Origin of the sequence: Shewanella zhuhaiensis, from assembly GCF_022484835.1 — a bacterium.
In the GTDB taxonomy this organism is placed as follows: Bacteria; Pseudomonadota; Gammaproteobacteria; order Enterobacterales; family Shewanellaceae; genus Shewanella; species Shewanella khirikhana.
On the sequence record NZ_JAKUDL010000001.1, the window covers coordinates 1,262,879 to 1,280,688 of the forward strand.

Here is a 17,810-nt window from a genome sequence, read left to right on the forward strand (position 1 = left end):
GGGCAGGGCCGTTGGCCCTGCCGATTTCACAGTCTGAGAAGGAGTAATCAAAATGGCAGTCCCTTCCCTGGCGGGTTTAGGCCTTCGCCGTGAAATGTTGGATGAGTTTTGTCAAAAGGTGCCGACCGAAATCGACTTTTTCGAGGTGGCGCCGGAAAACTGGATGGCGCTTGGGGGGAAGTTTGGGAAGCAATTTCGAACCCTGACCGAGCGTCATGCATTTTTCTGCCATGGCCTGTCATTATCCATTGGCAGCAGTGCGCCACTGGACGTGGAGTTTGTGAAAGGCGTTAAGGCGTTTATGGACTTGCACGGCATCGAGATTTACTCAGAGCACTTAAGCTATTGCTCCGGCGTAGGCCATCTGTACGACCTGATGCCCATGCCCTTTACCCAGGAGGCTGTGCGCCATGTGGCCAGCCGGGTAAAACAGGTTGAAGACATCATCGAGCGGCCGCTCATCCTTGAAAACATTTCCTTTTACGCTGCCCCCGGCGCCGAAATGAGCGAGCAGGAATTTGTGCTGGCGGTGCTGGAAGAGGCAGATTGTCAGCTGCTTTTGGATGTGAACAACATCTATGTGAATGCGGTGAACCACAACTACGATGCCAGCGAGTATCTTGCTGCCATGCCCAAAGAGCGTATTCGCTATCTGCATGTGGCCGGGCATTATGTGGAGGCGGAGGATTTGATTGTCGACACCCACGGCGCCGATATCGTTGACCCTGTGTGGAAGCTGCTCGCAGATTGTTATGCCATCCATGGCCCGCTGCCGACCCTGCTGGAGCGCGACTTTAATATTCCGCCCACCGAAGTGTTGCTGCAGGAAATCCGCCGTATCCGTGATTATCAGGCGCTGGCCGCAGGCGTAGTCGCATCCCGGAGGGCAGTATGAGTTTCAAAGCCATTCAGGACGATTTTATTGCAGCCATTCGCGAACCGGCGCTGCCATGCCCCCACGGCGTGCCCGAGGTTCGCATGGCGGTTTATCGCGAGCTTTTTTTCAATAATGTCAGTGGTTTTGTTGCCAATGCCTTTCCGGTATTGAAAAGCCTGTATCAGGCGGACGACTGGCAGGCGTTAGTACGGGAGTTTTTTATCCACCATAACTGCCAGGACCCTCTGTTTGTTGGCATTGCCGGTGAATTTTTGCAGTTCCTGCAAGGGCGGGAGCCCACTGAGCACGACCCGGTGTTTATGTTGGAGCTGGCCCATTACGAGTGGCTTGAGCTTGCGGTGGCAACGGCGATGGACAAGGACGATCGCAGCGCGTTTTCCGGCCAGGAAACGGAGGCGGGGGCCTGGAAGCACGCTTCGTTGGCACTGGCTGCCCATGCGCGGGTGGCCCAGTATCACTTTGAAGTGGAAAAAATTTCTGAAGATTATCGCCCGGAGGAACCCGCAGCAGCGGCGCAGTTTTTCTGCCTGTTTCGCGATTGGGACGACGAGGTAAGTTTCCTGAAGCTCAATCCCCTCAGCGCTCAGGTACTGGCGATTCTGGATGCCGAACCGGGACTGAATTTCGAGCAGCTGGCACAGCGTCTTCAGGCGCTCTACAGCGGCTTTGAAGTGGCGGTTATCCGCGACGGCCTTGCCAGTTTGCTTGGGCAAATGGCGGCGCGTGGCGTTGTCGTGAAAAAGTTGCAATAACCTTACTTTTAGTTGGTTTTATTGCCCGGACCAAACCGCTAGAATGGCGGCCATTTTGTGACCCCTGTCACACCCAATGGTTGTACATTTTAGAGGAGTCCACATGGACGCTAATTTCAAAGAGCCCTTTAACGCTTTGTATCTGATTGGTTTCTTGTTGGTTCTTCTGGTTCCAACCCTGCCTGCCAGCCTGTCTTGGCTGAAGCTTGCCGGTTTAATTTAAGCCCGCGGCAAGGGTATACTCAGCCACTCTTTGGAGTGGCTTTTGTTTTTTATGGGCCTTGGGTTTTGAAGCCGGTTATAGCGCTGTTTTGAAACGGGGAGCGGGAATTGATAAAACGCAGTTTACTGCTTGTCACCGGACTGGTGAGTTTGCTGCTGGGTATCGCCGGGGTCTTTTTGCCATTGCTGCCCACTGTGCCTTTTGTACTGCTGTCGGCGTTTTGTTTTGCCCGTTCCAGTGAACGGTTGCACCGCTGGTTACTGGCACACCCTTGGTTTTCTGATGCGCTCAACAATTGGGAGCAGAAAAAGGCCATTCGTAAAGGTTTGAAGCGAAAGGCAATGCTGCTGTCCAGCCTAAGTTTTTTGGCGAGTATTGCCGTAGTACCTTTGGTATGGGTCAAAATAATGCTGGGATGTATGTTGCTGGCGCTGCTTTTGTACCTTCGCAGTATTCCCGAGCTTGAAGATGAGCATCAATAGCGCTTTTTGTGACCAGTAACACTGATGTAACCGGGGTGACACGGTTGCATCCACTGGCAAAGGGGCTTAAGCTTTAGCCGGATTAAATATGAAGTCCACGTCCTGTGGACTTTTTTGTTGTTTAAACCCGGCTAACCCCGGCGAATTGAATGTGAACATACTATGAACACAGACAGCTTAGCGCTTATTAAGCAAAGCATTAAAACCATTCCTGATTATCCCAAGGCCGGCATCATGTTCCGCGATGTGACCAGCCTGCTTGAGGATCACACCGCCTACCAAACGGCCATGAAGCTGTTTGTTGACCGCTACAAGGACGCCGGCTTTACCAAGGTTGTGGGCACTGAGTCCCGTGGCTTCCTGTTTGGCGCGCCGCTGGCGCTGGAGCTGGGCGTAGGTTTTGTGCCTGTGCGCAAGCCAGGTAAGCTGCCCCGTGAAACCATCAGCGAAAGCTATGAGCTGGAGTATGGTCACGACACCCTGGAGATCCATGTGGATGCCATTGAAGCCGGTGACAAGGTTCTGGTAGTGGACGATCTGCTGGCCACCGGTGGCACCATCGAAGCCACTGTGAAACTCATCCGCCGTCTCGGTGGTGAAGTAACGCATTCTGCCTTTGTGATCTCATTGCCGGATCTTGGCGGTGAAGCGCGTCTTGAAAACCTTGGGCTTGAAATCTTCAAGCTGTGTGAGTTCGAAGGCGATTAATCCGCCGCTCGCTTCGTCACACTGACTGTCCCGTTATGGTTTGATGGCATCAGCCACTTTCGCGTGGTATGTTTGCCCCATGACGGGACACAAGCTCCCGACGGATTTTTCGATTGGGGAGTGACATGTCTTATCAGGTGTTGGCCAGAAAATGGCGCCCTGCCAATTTTGCCCAGGTTGTGGGGCAGTCCCATGTTCTGCATGCCCTGACCAACGCCCTCGGTCAGCAACGATTACATCACGCTTATCTGTTTACCGGCACCCGCGGTGTGGGCAAGACCAGTTTGGCGCGCCTGTTTGCCAAAGGGCTGAACTGTGAAACCGGCATTACTGCTAACCCCTGTGGTCAGTGCAGCGCCTGCCGTGAGATTGCCGAAGGCCGCTTTGTCGATTTGATTGAAGTGGATGCGGCATCACGCACCAAGGTGGATGATACCCGGGAAATCCTTGATAACGTTCAATATCGCCCCAGCCGAGGCCGCTTCAAGGTGTACCTTATCGACGAGGTGCACATGCTGTCCAAGAGCAGCTTCAATGCGCTGCTAAAGACCCTCGAAGAGCCCCCTGAACACGTTAAATTCCTGCTGGCTACCACAGATCCGCAAAAGCTGCCGGTAACTGTGTTGTCCCGCTGTTTGCAATTCAATTTAAAGGCGCTGACCCAGGAGCAAATCCAGCAGCAACTGGCTGCCGTGCTTGGCGGCGAGGACGTTGGCTTTGATGAGCCTGCGCTGCAACTGCTGGCTAAAGCTGCCGCAGGCAGTATGCGCGATGCCTTGAGTCTCACGGATCAGGCCATCGCCTTTGGCGCCGGTGAAGTGCGGCTCGAGCAGGTGCAAACCATGCTGGGCGCCATCGACAAAGGGCAAATAGCCGCGCTGTTCGATGCTCTGTGTCAGGGCGAGATTGAGCCGCTGCTCAGCAGCGCCCGCTCGGCGCTTGGGTTTGGTGCCGACGCCGACGAAGTGCTGCGGGCGCTTCTGGAGCTGTTACATCAAATCAGTCTGGCGCAGTTTGCGCCGGCGACGGCGCAGGTGAGTGATAACACCGAAGTGGTGCTTGCTTGGGCGCAGGCGCTTAAGCCCGAGCAGGTGCAGCTCTTCTATCAGATTTTACTCGCCGGTCGAAAAGATTTGGCCTTTGCCCCCACTCCGGCCATCGGCCTTGAGATGACGCTGCTTCGCGCCGTTGGTTTTGTGCCTGAAAAACCAGTAAAAACCTGGCAGGCAGGCGCAGGGCTACCCCAGGTCGCCAGTTTACCCGCTGCGGTGCCTGCTGCAGCAATAGCAGCTACATCAGCAACAGTATCTGAAGCTGTTGTTACTCCCGCAGCGGTTGAACCTGTAATACCTGCCCTTGATGCTGAGCCCCCCAAAAAGCCAGTAGTGGCCGTGGTGAGTGATGACAATCCGCCACCGCAGGTGAATCAGCAGTCACTGCAGGCGAATAAGCCATCACCGCAGGTGGACAACTCTGCCGGGGAAGAGGCAAAAGCAGCGGACAAGCCTGACGCTGACATTACTCCGCCCAGCACGGATGCAGATACTCATGACGAGGCTGCGCTGGTGGCCGAGCAGACACTGCTGATGTCCCAAGCCGAAAGTCAGGGCTTTGTAGGCTATGGTGAAGCGGTTGATTATGCCGAATATGATAACGGTTCGCTGTTTGCGTCTGGCTCCCATGATTATGAAGCCTTTGCCTCTGGTGAGGATTTGTTTGCCGAGCCTGGCCAAAGCAGTCAAGTATTGACTGAGCCTGAGCCTGAGCCTGAGCCTGAGCAGACAGAGCCTGCAGTGCAACCTCAAAACAGCGCTGCGGGCACAAGTACTGCTCCAGGCCCTGCAACTGACCCAAGCCCTGCTATTGCTCCAACTCCTGAAGCTGGCCCTGCAGCTTCAGGCCAGGCGGGGGCGGCGGCCTTTGGTGACGACATCCTCGACGCCGTGCTGGCTGCACGGGACGACCTCTTGGCTGGACTCAGTGAGGAGGCGAAAGAGGATGAATCAAAAAAGTCCCCGGGCAGTTTCGCCCGTCGTCAATTGGCGACGGCAAAGGCCAGCGCTGACTCTGCCACGGCGGCTGAATCGACCCAAGCCCCTGAGCCTGCCGCGACCGAGCCGACTGCGACTGCCCAAAATGTTGATGCTGCTGATGCCAGCCAAGCTCATGCCAGACAAGCCGTGAGTGCGATTGACGACCGGCCACCTTGGGAAGAACCTATCAAAGTTACTGAGGCGCCGGCTCAGCAAGCTGCTGTGGCTGAAAGTGACGCAGAGGTTAAAGACGCTTCCAGCGCTGAGGGTAAGGCCGCGGCAGCTTATATAGCGCCAAGCGTACAAACTTCGCCGGAGCAGGCATATACACAGCTGCCAGAGCCTACAGCTGAGCCGGAACCTGTGCCTCAGCCAGGATCAGCAGCTCAGCCAGAACCTGCGCCTTTGCAAGCGGCTGCGGCAGAGCCTCAAATAGCTGCCGTTGTACAAGCTCCGCCACAGCTACAACCAAGGCCACAGCCACAGCCACAGCCACAGCAGCTGTCCGCGGTATCTGACGATGCTATCAGCGGCGATGAGACCGATTTGCGCTGGTACAAGCTAATGGGCGCGTTGGAGATTGGTGGTCGGGTGCGCCAGCTGGCGGTGAATTCAGTGTGTCTTGAGTGGGCCAATCCCATTCCATTGGTACTGAAGCAAGATCAGAAGCACCTGGCAGCGCCGGTGGCGATTGAGCAGCTCAATGAGGCGCTCTCTAACGCCCTTGGTCATCCGGCCTGGATTGCCCTTGAAGTGGGCGAAGTGCCGGGACGCGAAACCCCCCTCGATATTCGCGGCCGTTTCCATCAGGAACTGCTTAGAAACGCCAAGAATGCCCTTGGCACCGATGCGGTGGCTCAGCGGCTGATGCAACAAGCTGGCGCCTGGATTGATGAAGACAGTATCAGCTATCCCCAGGACAGGTTGGCAGCCCGTGGCAGAGCGCTGCCACAACCACCGGCGCTGGCAGAGACTCAGGATGAAATTGCGTCGTCCTGATCCCAGCGGACAAGTGTGGCAATTGCCAAGGGCGCAGATTTCAGTAAGATTAGCCAACTTTAATTCCTTTTTGCCTGCAAGGCTGCGGGCCACAACCGAAAGAGATTGAGCGTATGTTTGGAAAAGGCGGTATGGGCAACCTGATGAAGCAAGCCCAGATGATGCAGGAAAGAATGGCCAAGGTGCAGGAAGAAATCGCCCGCATGGAAGTGACCGGTGAGTCCGGCGCTGGCTTGGTTAAAGTGACCATGACCGGCACCCACAATGTACGTAAAGTGGAAATCGACCCAAGCCTGCTGGAAGACGACAAAGAGCTGCTGGAAGATTTGATTGCTGCGGCCTGTAACGATGCCGCGCGCCGCGTGGAAGAAAACCAGAAAGCCAAAATGGCCGAAGTGACTGGCGGTATGCAGTTGCCACCCGGCATGAAGATGCCTTTCTAAGGAACTGCGTCGAATGAAATTCAGTCCGCTGGTGGATGAGCTTATCCAGAGCCTGCGTTGTTTGCCGGGCGTTGGGCCCAAGTCGGCCCAGCGCATGGCGTTTGCGCTGCTTGAGAGCGATCGCAAGGCGGGCATTCGGCTGGCCGACACCCTGTCGCGGGCCATGAGTGATGTGGGCCACTGTCAGAAGTGTCGCACCTTCACCGAACAGCCTCTGTGCCCGATTTGCGCCAGCAGTCGTCGCGGCGATGCCGACACCCTGTGTGTGGTGGAAACGCCTGCGGACGTGTTGGCCATCGAGTCCGGTGGCCACTTTCAGGGCCGCTACTTTGTGCTGCAGGGGCATTTATCGCCTCTGGACGGCATAGGTCCGGAGCAGTTGGGGCTGTCGTTGCTGGCGTCTCAGCTGGAGCAGGGCGGCATCAATGAGCTTATTCTCGCCACCAATCCCACGGTGGAAGGGGATGCCACGGCGCATTTTATTGCCGATATTGCCCGCAAGGCTGGTGTGTCGGTGAGCCGTATCGCCCATGGTGTACCGGTGGGCGGTGAACTTGAATACGTGGACAGCACCACCCTGGCGCTCAGTTTCAACGGCCGTCTGCCGCTGTAAACTATTTGAATATTCATGCTAAAGCCCCAGTTACTGGGGCTTTTTTGTTGGAATTTTGGCCATTTAAGCGCGGCTTGCATTACAGCCCTTGAAATCCAAACCACAGACCCCATCTCTTTTCTATCCGGGCAAATGCCCACGTATTTTGCAACACTGAAAGAAAAGGGAACTAAGATGTCGCATCAAGAAACCCATGGTTTTCAAACAGAAGTCAAACAGCTTTTGCATTTGATGATCCACTCTTTGTACTCCAACAAAGAGATCTTTTTGCGTGAACTGGTGTCCAATGCCGCCGACGCCGCCGACAAGCTGCGTTATCTGGCGCTGACCAACGACGCCCTGTATGAGGGCGACGGCGAGCTGAAAGTGCGCGTCAGTGCCGATAAAGACAAGGGCACAGTGACCATTGAAGACAATGGTATTGGTATGACCCGCGATGGCGTTATTGAACATCTGGGTACCATTGCCAAGTCCGGCACCGCCGAGTTCTTCAAAAACCTCTCCGGTGACAGCGCCAAAGACTCGCAGCTGATTGGTCAGTTTGGTGTCGGTTTCTACTCGGCCTTTATTGTGGCCAAACGGGTAGAAGTGTTCACCCGCGCCGCCGGTCACAGCGCCGATGAAGGTGTGAAGTGGGAGTCAGAAGGCGAAGGCAACTTCAGCGTTGAAACCATCACCAAAGCCACCCGCGGTACCAAAATTGTGCTGCACCTGCGCGATGAAGAGAAAGAGTTTGCCGATGACTGGCGCCTGCGCTCCATCATCACCAAGTACTCAGACCATATCTCCATTCCGGTAGAGATGTATCAGGAGGGTACTCCTGAGCGTGAAGGTCCTGACGGCGAAAAAATCCCTGCCACCGAAGGTGAGTGGAAGGCGATGAACAAGGCCACCGCGCTGTGGACCCGCAGCAAGTCAGAGGTGACTGACGAAGAGTACAAAGAGTTTTACAAGCACATTTCCCACGATTACGGCGATCCGCTGGAGTGGAGCCACAACAAAGTTGAAGGTAATCAGGAATATACCAGTCTGCTGTATATCCCGGCCAAGGCGCCTTGGGATCTGTGGAACCGCGACCGCAAGCACGGGCTGAAGCTGTTTGTGCAGCGGGTATTCATCATGGATGACGCCGAGCAGTTTATGCCGTCTTACCTGCGCTTCGTGCAGGGCTTGATTGATTCCAACGATTTGCCGCTGAACGTCAGCCGTGAAATTCTGCAGGACAACAAGGTGACCCGTAACCTGCGTCAGGCACTGACCAAGCGTGTGCTGTCGATGCTGGAAAAGCTGGCTAAGGATGATGCAGACAAGTATCAGCAGTTCTGGGCCGAGTTCGGTACTGTGCTTAAAGAAGGTCCGGCGGAAGATTTTGCCAACCGTGAGCGCATCGCAGGTCTGCTGCGTTTTGCCTCGACCCACAGTGGCGATGCCACGCCTTCAGTGTCGCTGGATGACTACATCGGCCGCATGAAGGAAGGGCAGGAAAAGATTTACTACATAGTGGCCGACAGTTATGAAGCCGCAGCCAACAGCCCGCACCTGGAGCTTTTGAAGAAAAAAGGCATCGAAGTGCTGCTGTTGTCTGAGCGCATCGATGAGTGGCTGATTAACCACCTGCATGATTTCAAAGAGAAATCACTGCACTCTGTGACCCGTGGCGATTTGGATCTGGGCGCATTGGAAGATGAAGCCGAAAAGGCCGAGCAGGAGAAGCTTGCCAAAGAGGCCGAAGCCCTGGTGGACAGATTCAAGTCAGCCTTGGGTGACAAGGTCAAAGAGGTGAAAGTGACCACCCGTCTCACCGACACCCCCGCCTGTGTGGTGGCCGGCGAAGGCGAAATGTCGAGTCAGATGATTAAGCTGATGCAGGCGGCCGGTCAGCCGGTGCCGGAAAGTAAGCCGACGCTTGAGCTCAACCCCACCCATCCGCTGGTGGCAAGACTCGATGCCGAGCAGGATGAAGAAGCCTTTACCCAATGGGCAGAGCTTTTGTTGTCCCAGGCTACCCTGTCTGAGCGTGGCAGCCTGGCAGATCCATCCGCCTTTATTAAGCTCGTCAATGCGATGCTGCTTAAATCGGTGAACTAAACTCATAGCGGGGGCCAAGCGCCCCCGTTTGTCTATTTGCGACAGGAACAGGAGAGCCCACAGCAATGCAAGGGACGAATCCGGGCGAGGCATTGGCGGTCGTAGAGCTTAGCCGCGACAACATTCAGCAGGTGCTGGAACAATCATTGACGGGCCCCGTTATCATCAGCTTTTATGCGCCATCCCACCCCCAAAGTGTGGCCATGAACGATACTCTGGCGCGCCTTATTCAGGGCCGCTGTCCGTTGGCGCTGGTGAACTGCGAAGCCGAGATGGAGATTGCCTCTTATTTTCGCATTCAGGCACTGCCAACTGTGCTGGTAATGAGCCAGGGGCAGCCGGTGGATGGGTTTGCCGGTGAAAAGGCCGATGCCGACATTGGTGCCATTCTGGAGCAACATCTGCCGCCTGCGTGGAAGCAAACGCTGCAGGATGCCAAAGGACTGCTGGCAAGTGGCGATGCTGAGGCGGCGTATACCATGCTTAAAGGTATCGAAACCGAGGCGCAAGCTGCGGGCGCCGAGTTTCAGCTGGCGATGGCCGATGCCGAACTGGCTAACGGGGAAATTGGCGGTGCCGAAGTTCGACTTGGCACCATTGGGCTTGCGGATCAGGATGGCTACTATCAGAGTCTTAAAGCCAAATTGGCCCTCGCCAAAGAAGCGGCCGATACTCCTGAGATTCGTGAGCTACAGCAAAAATTTAATGCTGATCCGGATAACGCCTTGCTGCGTATTGAGCTGGCAAGAGCCTTCGCTCAGGCCAAGCGCGAAGAAGAAGCGCTTGGTTTGTTGTTTGACGTACTTGCCCAAGACCTGAATTGTCAGGGTGGCGATGTAAAACAAGCGTTTATGGATATTTTAACCGCCATGGGGCAGGGCAGTGCCCTGGCCAATCAGTTCAGACGCAAGCTGTACGGCCTGCTGTACTGAGCGGTGGAATGGATGTGGGTCGGCCTGAGTTGGCGTTTTTTTGCGCCAACTGAGGCTAAAGTCGAAAGCGCAGCCCTTCTAAAGCGCGGGGTAATGTGCGAAGATCGCGGCCCTAAGAAGAATATCGATGCGAAATTAAGAGGACTCCCCCGATGCGCATTATCCTATTGGGCGCCCCAGGTGCCGGTAAAGGTACCCAGGCTCAGTTCATCATGGAACACTACGGAATTCCCCAGATCTCCACCGGCGACATGCTGCGCGCCGCTGTTAAGGCGGGCACTCCACTGGGTCTGGAAGCCAAGAAAGTGATGGACGCCGGTCAGCTGGTATCTGACGAGCTGATCATCGGTCTGGTGAAAGAGCGCATTGCCCAGGACGACTGTGCCAAGGGTTTCCTGCTGGATGGTTTCCCACGTACCATCCCTCAGGCCGATGCCATGGCTGCCAACGGCATCAGCATCGACCACGTGATTGAAATCGATGTGCCTGACGAAGAAATCGTTAAGCGCATGAGTGGTCGCCGTGTACACCCAGGCTCCGGCCGTGTGTACCACGTGGTATTCAATCCATCTAAGGTGGAAGGTAAGGATGACGTGACCGGTGAAGATCTGGTTATCCGTCCTGACGACGAAGAGAGCACAGTGCGTAAGCGTCTTGGTATTTACCACGAGCAAACCAAGCCATTGGTCGACTACTATGGCAAAGTGGCTGCTGAAGGTAACACCAGGTACAGCAAGTTCGACGGTACCCAGTCTGTGGCCGAGGTGAGTAAGCTCATCCAAGCAGCCTTGAGCTGAGAATAGAGCCCTGGGCTGAGCTGATAACGTTCAGCCCAATGTGAACCTCAGCCTTGTGCTGGCCTGAAACCAGCGCTGGAAGCCAGTTCGCACTTTGCGAAAAAGCCTGTGAAAACAGGCTTTTTTGTTTTCTGCCCTGTGTTAGGCTAATCCATATTTTTGCAACGCTGAGGTGATGAGTGAGCCAGGTAAATCCTATGTTTGGTGTCCTTCTGGTCAATTTGGGCACGCCCGATGCCCCCGATGCCGCTTCTGTGCGCCGCTTTCTGAAACAGTTTTTAAGTGATCCCCGTGTGGTGGATCTGTCTCCCTGGATTTGGAAGCCCATTCTCAATGGCATCATCCTCAATACCCGTCCGGCTAAGGTCGCCAAGCTGTATCAGAGCATTTGGTGGGATGAAGGCTCGCCGTTGATGGTGATCAGCCAGCGCCAGAGGGACAGGCTTGCCGAGGAGCTGAAAAGTGTCTGCGGTTTTGAGGTTCCCGTTGAACTGGGGATGAGTTACGGCAATCCATCACTGCAATCCGGGCTGGAAGCCTTAAGTGCCCAGGGCGTTGATAAGGTGGTGGTGCTGCCGCTGTATCCTCAGTATTCCTGCTCCACTGTCGCCAGCGTGTTTGATGGTGTTGCCGGTGTGCTCAAAGACTGGCGCCGTTTGCCGGACTGGCGAATGGTGCGTGAGTACTATCGTCATCCACTCTATATCCGCGCCCTGGCCGAGTCGGTGACCCGTCTTTGGGATAAAGACGGCAAGCCTGACCGCTTGCTGATGTCGTTCCACGGTGTGCCGCTTCGTTATGTTACCGAAGGCGACCCGTATCAGGCGCAGTGCCTCGAAACAGCGCGCCTTGTGGCCAAGGAGCTTGGACTTGGTAATGATGAGTGGCAGGTGTGTTTCCAGTCGCGTTTTGGCAAAGAGGAGTGGCTGACACCCTATACCGATGAGACCCTGGAAAGCCTGCCTGATCAGGGAGTGAAACGGGTGGATATCATGTGCCCGGCTTTTGCGGCAGATTGCCTCGAAACCCTGGAAGAAATTGCCGAAGGTGGCCAGGAGTCCTTTATTCACGCCGGTGGCGAGCAGTATCGGGTGATACCCTGCCTGAATGATGACGATGCCCATATTCGCTTACTTGCAGAACTTGTGCGTGAACAAAGCCTGGGCTGGCAGTTAAGTTAATGCTCTGCAGCCGCTGTCACTGGTCAGCGGCTGAAAATATGATAGAATCTGCCGCCTTTGCGCCGGGCGGCGGTATTCGGCTCTCTCGCCAGATAAACTCCCCGCCTTTTTGACGATGAAAATCGGTCCGGCCTACAATCAAGTTACCTATTTTCTTCTTTCGCCGGGCGAGGGCGCCGGGCGTCGATGGCATGGATGCGAAATGCCGATAGGCAAGTTGCGTTTCGCAAGTTGCAAAGTGCAGAGATTGCAGAGAATCCGATATGAAGTTTCCTGGTCAGCGCAAGTCCAAACATTATTTTCCGGTCAAAACCCGCGACCCCCTGCTTGAGCAATTGACTCAGCTACCCCAGCCGCAGCCAACCTATATCAGTGGGATTGATCAGACCCTGGTGGACATTGAGGCCAAGGTGGCCGAGGCGCTGCTGGAACGCTACGGACTGCCCAAGGGGAACTCGACCCTGATTGACGATGCTACCGCCCATGCGCTGTATGAAGAGCTCAAAAAAGAAGAGCTGATCAGCGATGAGTTTGCCGGTGGCACCATCGGCAATACGGTACACAACTACTCTATTCTGGCCGATGACCGCTCGGTACTGTTTGGGGTGATGAGCAAGTCCATCGAAGTGGGCAGTTATGCTTATCGGTATTTGTGCCACACCTCATCAAAAGTGGATTTGAACCACCTGCAACCGGTGGACGGCCCCATAGGCCGCTGCTTTACTCTGGTTACCGACTGTGGCGAGCGCACCTTTGCCATCAGTAAAGGCTCGATGGACAAATTGACACCGGACTTTATCGATAAAGAGGTGGTTCAGGGCAGCGCCGCGCTGGTGCTGACCGCTTATCTGATGCGCGCTGCGGCGGGCGATGGGATGAGTCAGGCCGCACTGACCGCCATCGAATACGCCAAAGAAGCCGATGTGCCAGTGGTGCTCACCCTGGGTACCCGCTTCCTAATTCAGGAAGACCCCGCGTGGTGGCAGGCGTTTATCCGCGACAATGTAACTATTCTGGCGATGAATGAAGATGAAGGTGAGGCGCTGACCGGCTTTGCCGACCCGCTGCTGGCCAGTGAAGCGGCTTTGGAGTGGTGCGATATGGTGCTGACCACCGCAGGCCCCATTGGGCTTTATACCGCAGGCTACACCGAAGAAGCTGACAAGCGCGAAACCAGCCATACTCTGCTGCCAGGCGCCATTCCTGAATTTAACCGCTTCGAATTTTCCCGTCCGATGCGTAAGCGCGATTGCAGCGAGCCAATTAAGGTGTATGCGCACATTTCACCTTATATGGGTGGCCCTGAGCAGATCCGCAATACCAACGGTGCCGGTGATGGCGCGCTGTCGGCGCTGCTGCACGACCTCGCCGCCAATAACTTCCACCGGGTGAATGTGCCAGGTTCGAGCAAACACCGAAATGACGGCCTTTGCTATTCATCATTTTCACAGATCTGTAAGTACGCCAACCGGGTGGCTTACGAGGTGCTGGCCCAGCACAGTCCACGTTTGTCCCGTGGCCTGCCTGAGCGTGAAGATAGCCTCGAAGAGTCATATTGGGAACGCTGATACGGCCATGCCCCGGCAGATATCGGAGCTGGGGCAAATTGATAAGCATTAAAAAGGCGCCCATTGGGCGCCTTTTTTCATCAGAGTGTTGTCACTGGGCTTATTCGCCGCGGTGTACCTCGGCATCGAAACTGCCCGTGGTCTTTCCGGCTTTGGGGTCGTTGAACACGGCTTCGTTGAGGGCGCCTTCTGACTTGGCAATAACAACAGTTGCCACTGTATCGCCGGTTACGTTAACGGCGGTACGCACCATGTCCAGCAGACGGTCTACACCGAGAATAAGCGCGATACCTTCTACCGGCAGGCCTACCTGATTGAGCACCATGGCCAGCATCACCAGGCCTACCCCAGGCACGCCCGCGGTACCAATGGATGCCAGGGTGGCAGTCATCACCACCATGGCGTAATCGGTGATGGTCAGCTCAATGCCAAATACCTGAGCGATAAAGACGGTGGCCACGCCCTGCATAATCGCGGTGCCGTCCATATTGATGGTGGCGCCGAGTGGCAGTGTAAAAGAGGCGACCTTGTTATCGGCCCCGAGACGGTGCTCAGCGGCTTCCATGGTCACCGGCAGGGTGGCGTTGGAGCTGGCGGTACTGAAGGCAAACAGCTGCACGTCACGCATCTTGCGAATAAACATCAGTGGGCTTAAGCCTGAAAAGAGTTTCAGCAGTGTTGGATACACCAAAAAGCCATGGAACAACAGCACCACGAGTACCAGCAGGAAGTACTTGATAACGCTTTCCAGAGTTTCCAGACCCAGGGTAAGTGCCAGTTTCCCCATCAGCGCGAACACGCCATAGGGGGCCAACTGCATGATAAGGGTTACGACTCGCATGATGACTTCGTTGAGATCATCAAAAAAGGCTGCCACGCGGCGGCCGCGCTCACCGATATGGGAAATGGCAAAGCCGAAGATCACCGCAAAAATAATGATTTGCAGCATGTTGCCTTCGCTGAGTGCCTTCATCGGATTAGAGGGCACAATGTTGATAAGCACATCGGCAAGGCTGGGCGCTTCCTTGGCTGAATACTGCATGCTTTCAGTGGCGAGAGACGCATTACCCGGTTGTACCAATACGGCAGCAGAAATGGCCACAACCAGCGCAACCGCAGTAGTAAATAAGTAAAACGCTAGGGTTTTGCCACCAAGGCGGCCGAGTTTAGAGGGCTCGCTCAATGAACAGGTCCCGCAGACCAGGGAAATAAACACCAGAGGAACCACCAACATTTTTAAGCTGTTGATGAAAATAGTGCCGATAACGTGGAATAGGCCGTCGGTAATGTAGTCCTGAACCCACTGGCTCTCGCCGAGCAGATTACGAAGGATAAGACCAATAAGAATACCGGCTCCCATGCCGATAAGGATTTTGCCGGTGAGGCCAATTTTGCTGGGTTGTGCTGCAACCATAATCCTTCCTGTATATTTTTTATGCATTGTTTTTTGGCGCACTAAAGCCTAACAAGAAAGCGATGCGGAGGAAACGGGCAATCAGCTAAAGTTTTCTGGTAAAACCACGAAATAAAAGAACAGGGTAATAGAAAAGTTACATGAAAATTGTGTATTGTTAGCCTATAAGTAATAAGCGGATAGCTTAAGTATTTTAACTAGAGTAACAGGGAGTCTGACAATGAAGTCAGCGTTAAAGTTATGGTTAGCCACCTTCCTCTCTTTTTTATTGGTTGCCTGTGGAGGGGGCGGTTCGATCACAGACACGGGCGGCGGTGATGGTGGTACTGCACCGACGGATACAATTACGGTTACAGCATCAATAGACCGACAAGAAATCGATGCTGAGAACCCAGCCACAATTACGGCAAACGTGAAGGGCTCTATTTCTGGTGCCAAATCTGGCAAGCTGGTGACCTTCAAGTTAAACGACGAAAGTATGGGCACCTTCACCCCTGCAACTGGCACGGCTCTGACAGATAGTAACGGTAATGCCTCTATCCAGTTAAGCACTGCTGATAAAGCTGGCGCAGGTACAGTTACCGCTAGCGTTGACAGTGGCGAAGAAAGCGAGCCGGTTGGCTTTGTGATGAAAGGTGACGGCGGAACTTCAACCGGTGGTGCTCAGGTTAGTGTCACAATGGTAGACAGCGACGGCAATGCTATCGACTCGATAAAGTCAACTTCGCCTGGTTTCCTTGTGGCCACAGTCAGTGGTATTTCAAAAGCCACCATAGTGACCTTTACCAGCACACTTGGTGAAATTCCGGTTGCTACCGCGGTTACAGAAAACGGTAAAGCCAGTGTTCAGATACTCGCAGGCTCTCAACCTGGCGCTGGGGTTGCTACCGCAACTTTGTTGAGTGGTGAAAAAGGAGATTTCATTTTCAAAGTCGGTGCGACAAATGTGTTAATGGGCAGTGGTGATCCATTCCAGTCGGGGGTAGCTTCAGTATCACCCGCACAGGTGTCTGCTGGCGGTACGGCTTCTATTGGCATAATGCTGAAGGATGACTCTGGTAATCTGTTCACTGAGCCAGTTGAAGTTAAATTTTCTTCTGTATGTGGCTCACAAGGCACCGCAGAGCTCAGTTCGCCTGTAGTGACAGTCAATGGGGCTGCAACCACAACCTATCTTGCAAAGGGCTGTGTCGGTGACGATACAGTCAACGTGAGCGCCAACGTGGGGGGGAAATCTCTGTCAGCGAAAGCGACTCTCAATGTGTTGCCCGCAAGCATAGGCAGTATTTTCTTCTTGGATGCCACGCCAGAAAACATCAGATTGAAAGGAACGGGTGGAACAGAATCTTCAACCGTACGATTTAAAGTGTTGGATAAGAATGGAAATCCAGTCAGCAACCAGATGGTTTCTTTCCAATTGAACACCGAAAGCGGTGGTATTGAATTAGACCCTGTGAGTGCTACTACCAACAGCGAAGGTATTACTCAGACAGTTGTCAATGCCGGTACTGTATCGACGCCGGTTAGGGTGACAGCTTCTGTCACTGGCAGCTCGCCGCTTATTTCCAGCCAATCGAACCAACTGGTTATTTCTACAGGTTTGCCTGATCAAGACAGTATTTCCTTATCAGCGGACATATTAAATCCAGAGGCTTGGGATCATGACGGTGTCGTTGTACAGGTGACTGCTCGTCTGGCGGATGCGTTTAATAACCCCGTGCCGGATGGTACTGCGGTTCGTTTCACTACCGAAGGTGGGGTAATCGAGCCCTCATGTTTGACCGAAGACGGCTCATGTACAGTGAAGTGGACAAGTCAAAGCCCTCGCCCTACGGGTGATGCCTTGGGTATTGATCCTCCGGAGTTGAGTAACAATCTCGGGCAACCCTATGCGGGCCGCGTGACAGTGTTGGCCACGGCGATTGGTGAGGAGTCTTTCCCGGACGCGAATGGTAATGGCCGATTTGATTTTGCTGAATGGGAAAATTTCAAAACCAAAAATGATATTCAGGGGTATCCCTATGATTTGAAAGAAGCCTTTGTTGATTACAATGAAGATGGGTTCTTCAACCCAGGCGAAAAAGATGCTAACGGGGATCCCGTTGTTGGAGAAAACGGTGGTGATCTGGAAGTGTTTGTAGACTTTAACAATGATAAGTCATTTACGACAAATGACGGGCTCTATAACGGCAGTTTGTGTGCCAGGGATGAGTCAAATGCCGTTCATGAGGGGTGCTCGGAGACTGTTCAGTCGGTTAACGTGAGAGATTCCTTGGTCTTGGTCATGTCTGGCAGCGAGGCTTATTCAACAACACCTGTGATTGTTGATAGCTGTACCGATGATCTCACGAAGGTTGATGTATGTGATGGCCTGAATAGTAATGACACCTTGGACATTATTGGCAAAAGTGCTGGTGGAATAAGTATTATTATCAGTGATTTGCACAACCAACCTTTGCCAGCCGGCACTGTCGTCAAGTTTTCGCCATCGGTGGGCAGTCTTGCCAGTAAGGGAGAGTTTATTGTCGAGTCCAGCTCTTATAATGGTGCCACTGGCTACTCAGTGATCTTTAAAGGGGCTGACCAAGCTGATTCCGGTACCATAGTCATTGAGACTACTACGCCCTTGGGTAAGACGACCTTGGTCGCGACTATACCCATGGTTATCCATTGATACAG

At 54.2% G+C, this 17,810-nt stretch carries 14 protein-coding genes; 13 read left to right on the forward strand and 1 reads right to left on the reverse strand.

Going from position 1 to position 17,810, the window contains the following annotated elements; translation table 11 throughout:
• Positions 1-52: 52 nt before the first annotated feature.
• From MJ923_RS05370 to MJ923_RS05425, 12 genes are all read left to right on the forward strand, one after another.
• A complete protein-coding gene (locus MJ923_RS05370; RefSeq protein WP_240590182.1) occupies positions 53-895 on the forward strand; it encodes an HvfB family MNIO-type RiPP peptide maturase in 843 nt (280 codons plus the stop codon).
• Positions 892-1,650 (forward strand): HvfC family RiPP maturation protein, encoded by a 759-nt coding sequence (locus MJ923_RS05375; protein WP_240590183.1) that lies wholly within the window; start codon positions 892-894, stop codon positions 1,648-1,650. The genes MJ923_RS05370 and MJ923_RS05375 overlap by 4 nt, the downstream gene beginning before the upstream one ends.
• Positions 1,651-1,980: 330 nt before the next feature.
• On the forward strand, positions 1,981-2,355 hold the full coding sequence (locus tag MJ923_RS05380) for a YbaN family protein (RefSeq protein WP_240590184.1): 375 nt from the start codon (positions 1,981-1,983) through the stop codon (positions 2,353-2,355).
• A 162-nt stretch (positions 2,356-2,517) separates the two neighbouring features.
• Complete coding sequence (gene apt / locus MJ923_RS05385; RefSeq protein WP_126166428.1) at positions 2,518-3,063, forward strand: adenine phosphoribosyltransferase; 546 nt, start codon at positions 2,518-2,520, stop codon at positions 3,061-3,063.
• A 125-nt stretch (positions 3,064-3,188) separates the two neighbouring features.
• Entirely contained in the window at positions 3,189-6,095 is a 2,907-nt protein-coding gene (gene dnaX, locus MJ923_RS05390) for a DNA polymerase III subunit gamma/tau (protein WP_240590185.1), read from the forward strand.
• Positions 6,096-6,208: 113 nt separating this feature from the next.
• Entirely contained in the window at positions 6,209-6,538 is a 330-nt protein-coding gene (locus MJ923_RS05395; RefSeq protein WP_126166430.1) for a YbaB/EbfC family nucleoid-associated protein, read from the forward strand.
• Between the two features lie 13 nt (positions 6,539-6,551).
• Positions 6,552-7,151: a recombination mediator RecR gene (gene recR, locus MJ923_RS05400; protein WP_126166431.1), complete on the forward strand. Its 600-nt coding sequence runs from the start codon at positions 6,552-6,554 to the stop codon at positions 7,149-7,151.
• 174 nt (positions 7,152-7,325) lie between these two features.
• Positions 7,326-9,239, forward strand: a complete 1,914-nt coding sequence (gene htpG / locus MJ923_RS05405; RefSeq protein ID WP_240590186.1) for a molecular chaperone HtpG — start codon at positions 7,326-7,328, stop codon at positions 9,237-9,239.
• A gap of 65 nt (positions 9,240-9,304) precedes the next feature.
• The gene (locus MJ923_RS05410) at positions 9,305-10,171 is read left to right on the forward strand and encodes a tetratricopeptide repeat protein (protein WP_240590187.1); all 867 of its coding nucleotides are present in this window, start codon (positions 9,305-9,307) and stop codon (positions 10,169-10,171) included.
• Positions 10,172-10,323: 152 nt separating this feature from the next.
• Complete coding sequence (gene adk / locus MJ923_RS05415) at positions 10,324-10,968, forward strand: adenylate kinase (RefSeq protein ID WP_240590188.1); 645 nt, start codon at positions 10,324-10,326, stop codon at positions 10,966-10,968.
• 197 nt (positions 10,969-11,165) lie between these two features.
• Positions 11,166-12,149, forward strand: coding sequence for a ferrochelatase (hemH, locus tag MJ923_RS05420; RefSeq protein WP_240590189.1), 984 nt, complete (start codon positions 11,166-11,168; stop codon positions 12,147-12,149).
• A gap of 263 nt (positions 12,150-12,412) precedes the next feature.
• Positions 12,413-13,717, forward strand: a complete 1,305-nt coding sequence (locus MJ923_RS05425; RefSeq protein WP_240590190.1) for an inosine/guanosine kinase — start codon at positions 12,413-12,415, stop codon at positions 13,715-13,717.
• A 100-nt stretch (positions 13,718-13,817) separates the two neighbouring features.
• Here the strand turns inward: MJ923_RS05425 and MJ923_RS05430 are convergent, their stop codons facing one another.
• Positions 13,818-15,131 (reverse strand): dicarboxylate/amino acid:cation symporter, encoded by a 1,314-nt coding sequence (locus MJ923_RS05430; protein ID WP_240590191.1) that lies wholly within the window; start codon positions 15,129-15,131, stop codon positions 13,818-13,820.
• A gap of 220 nt (positions 15,132-15,351) precedes the next feature.
• On the opposite strand from MJ923_RS05430, the gene MJ923_RS05435 reads away from it, so the two are divergent.
• Positions 15,352-17,805, forward strand: a complete 2,454-nt coding sequence (locus tag MJ923_RS05435) for an Ig-like domain-containing protein (protein WP_240590192.1) — start codon at positions 15,352-15,354, stop codon at positions 17,803-17,805.
• Positions 17,806-17,810: the final 5 nt, after the last annotated feature.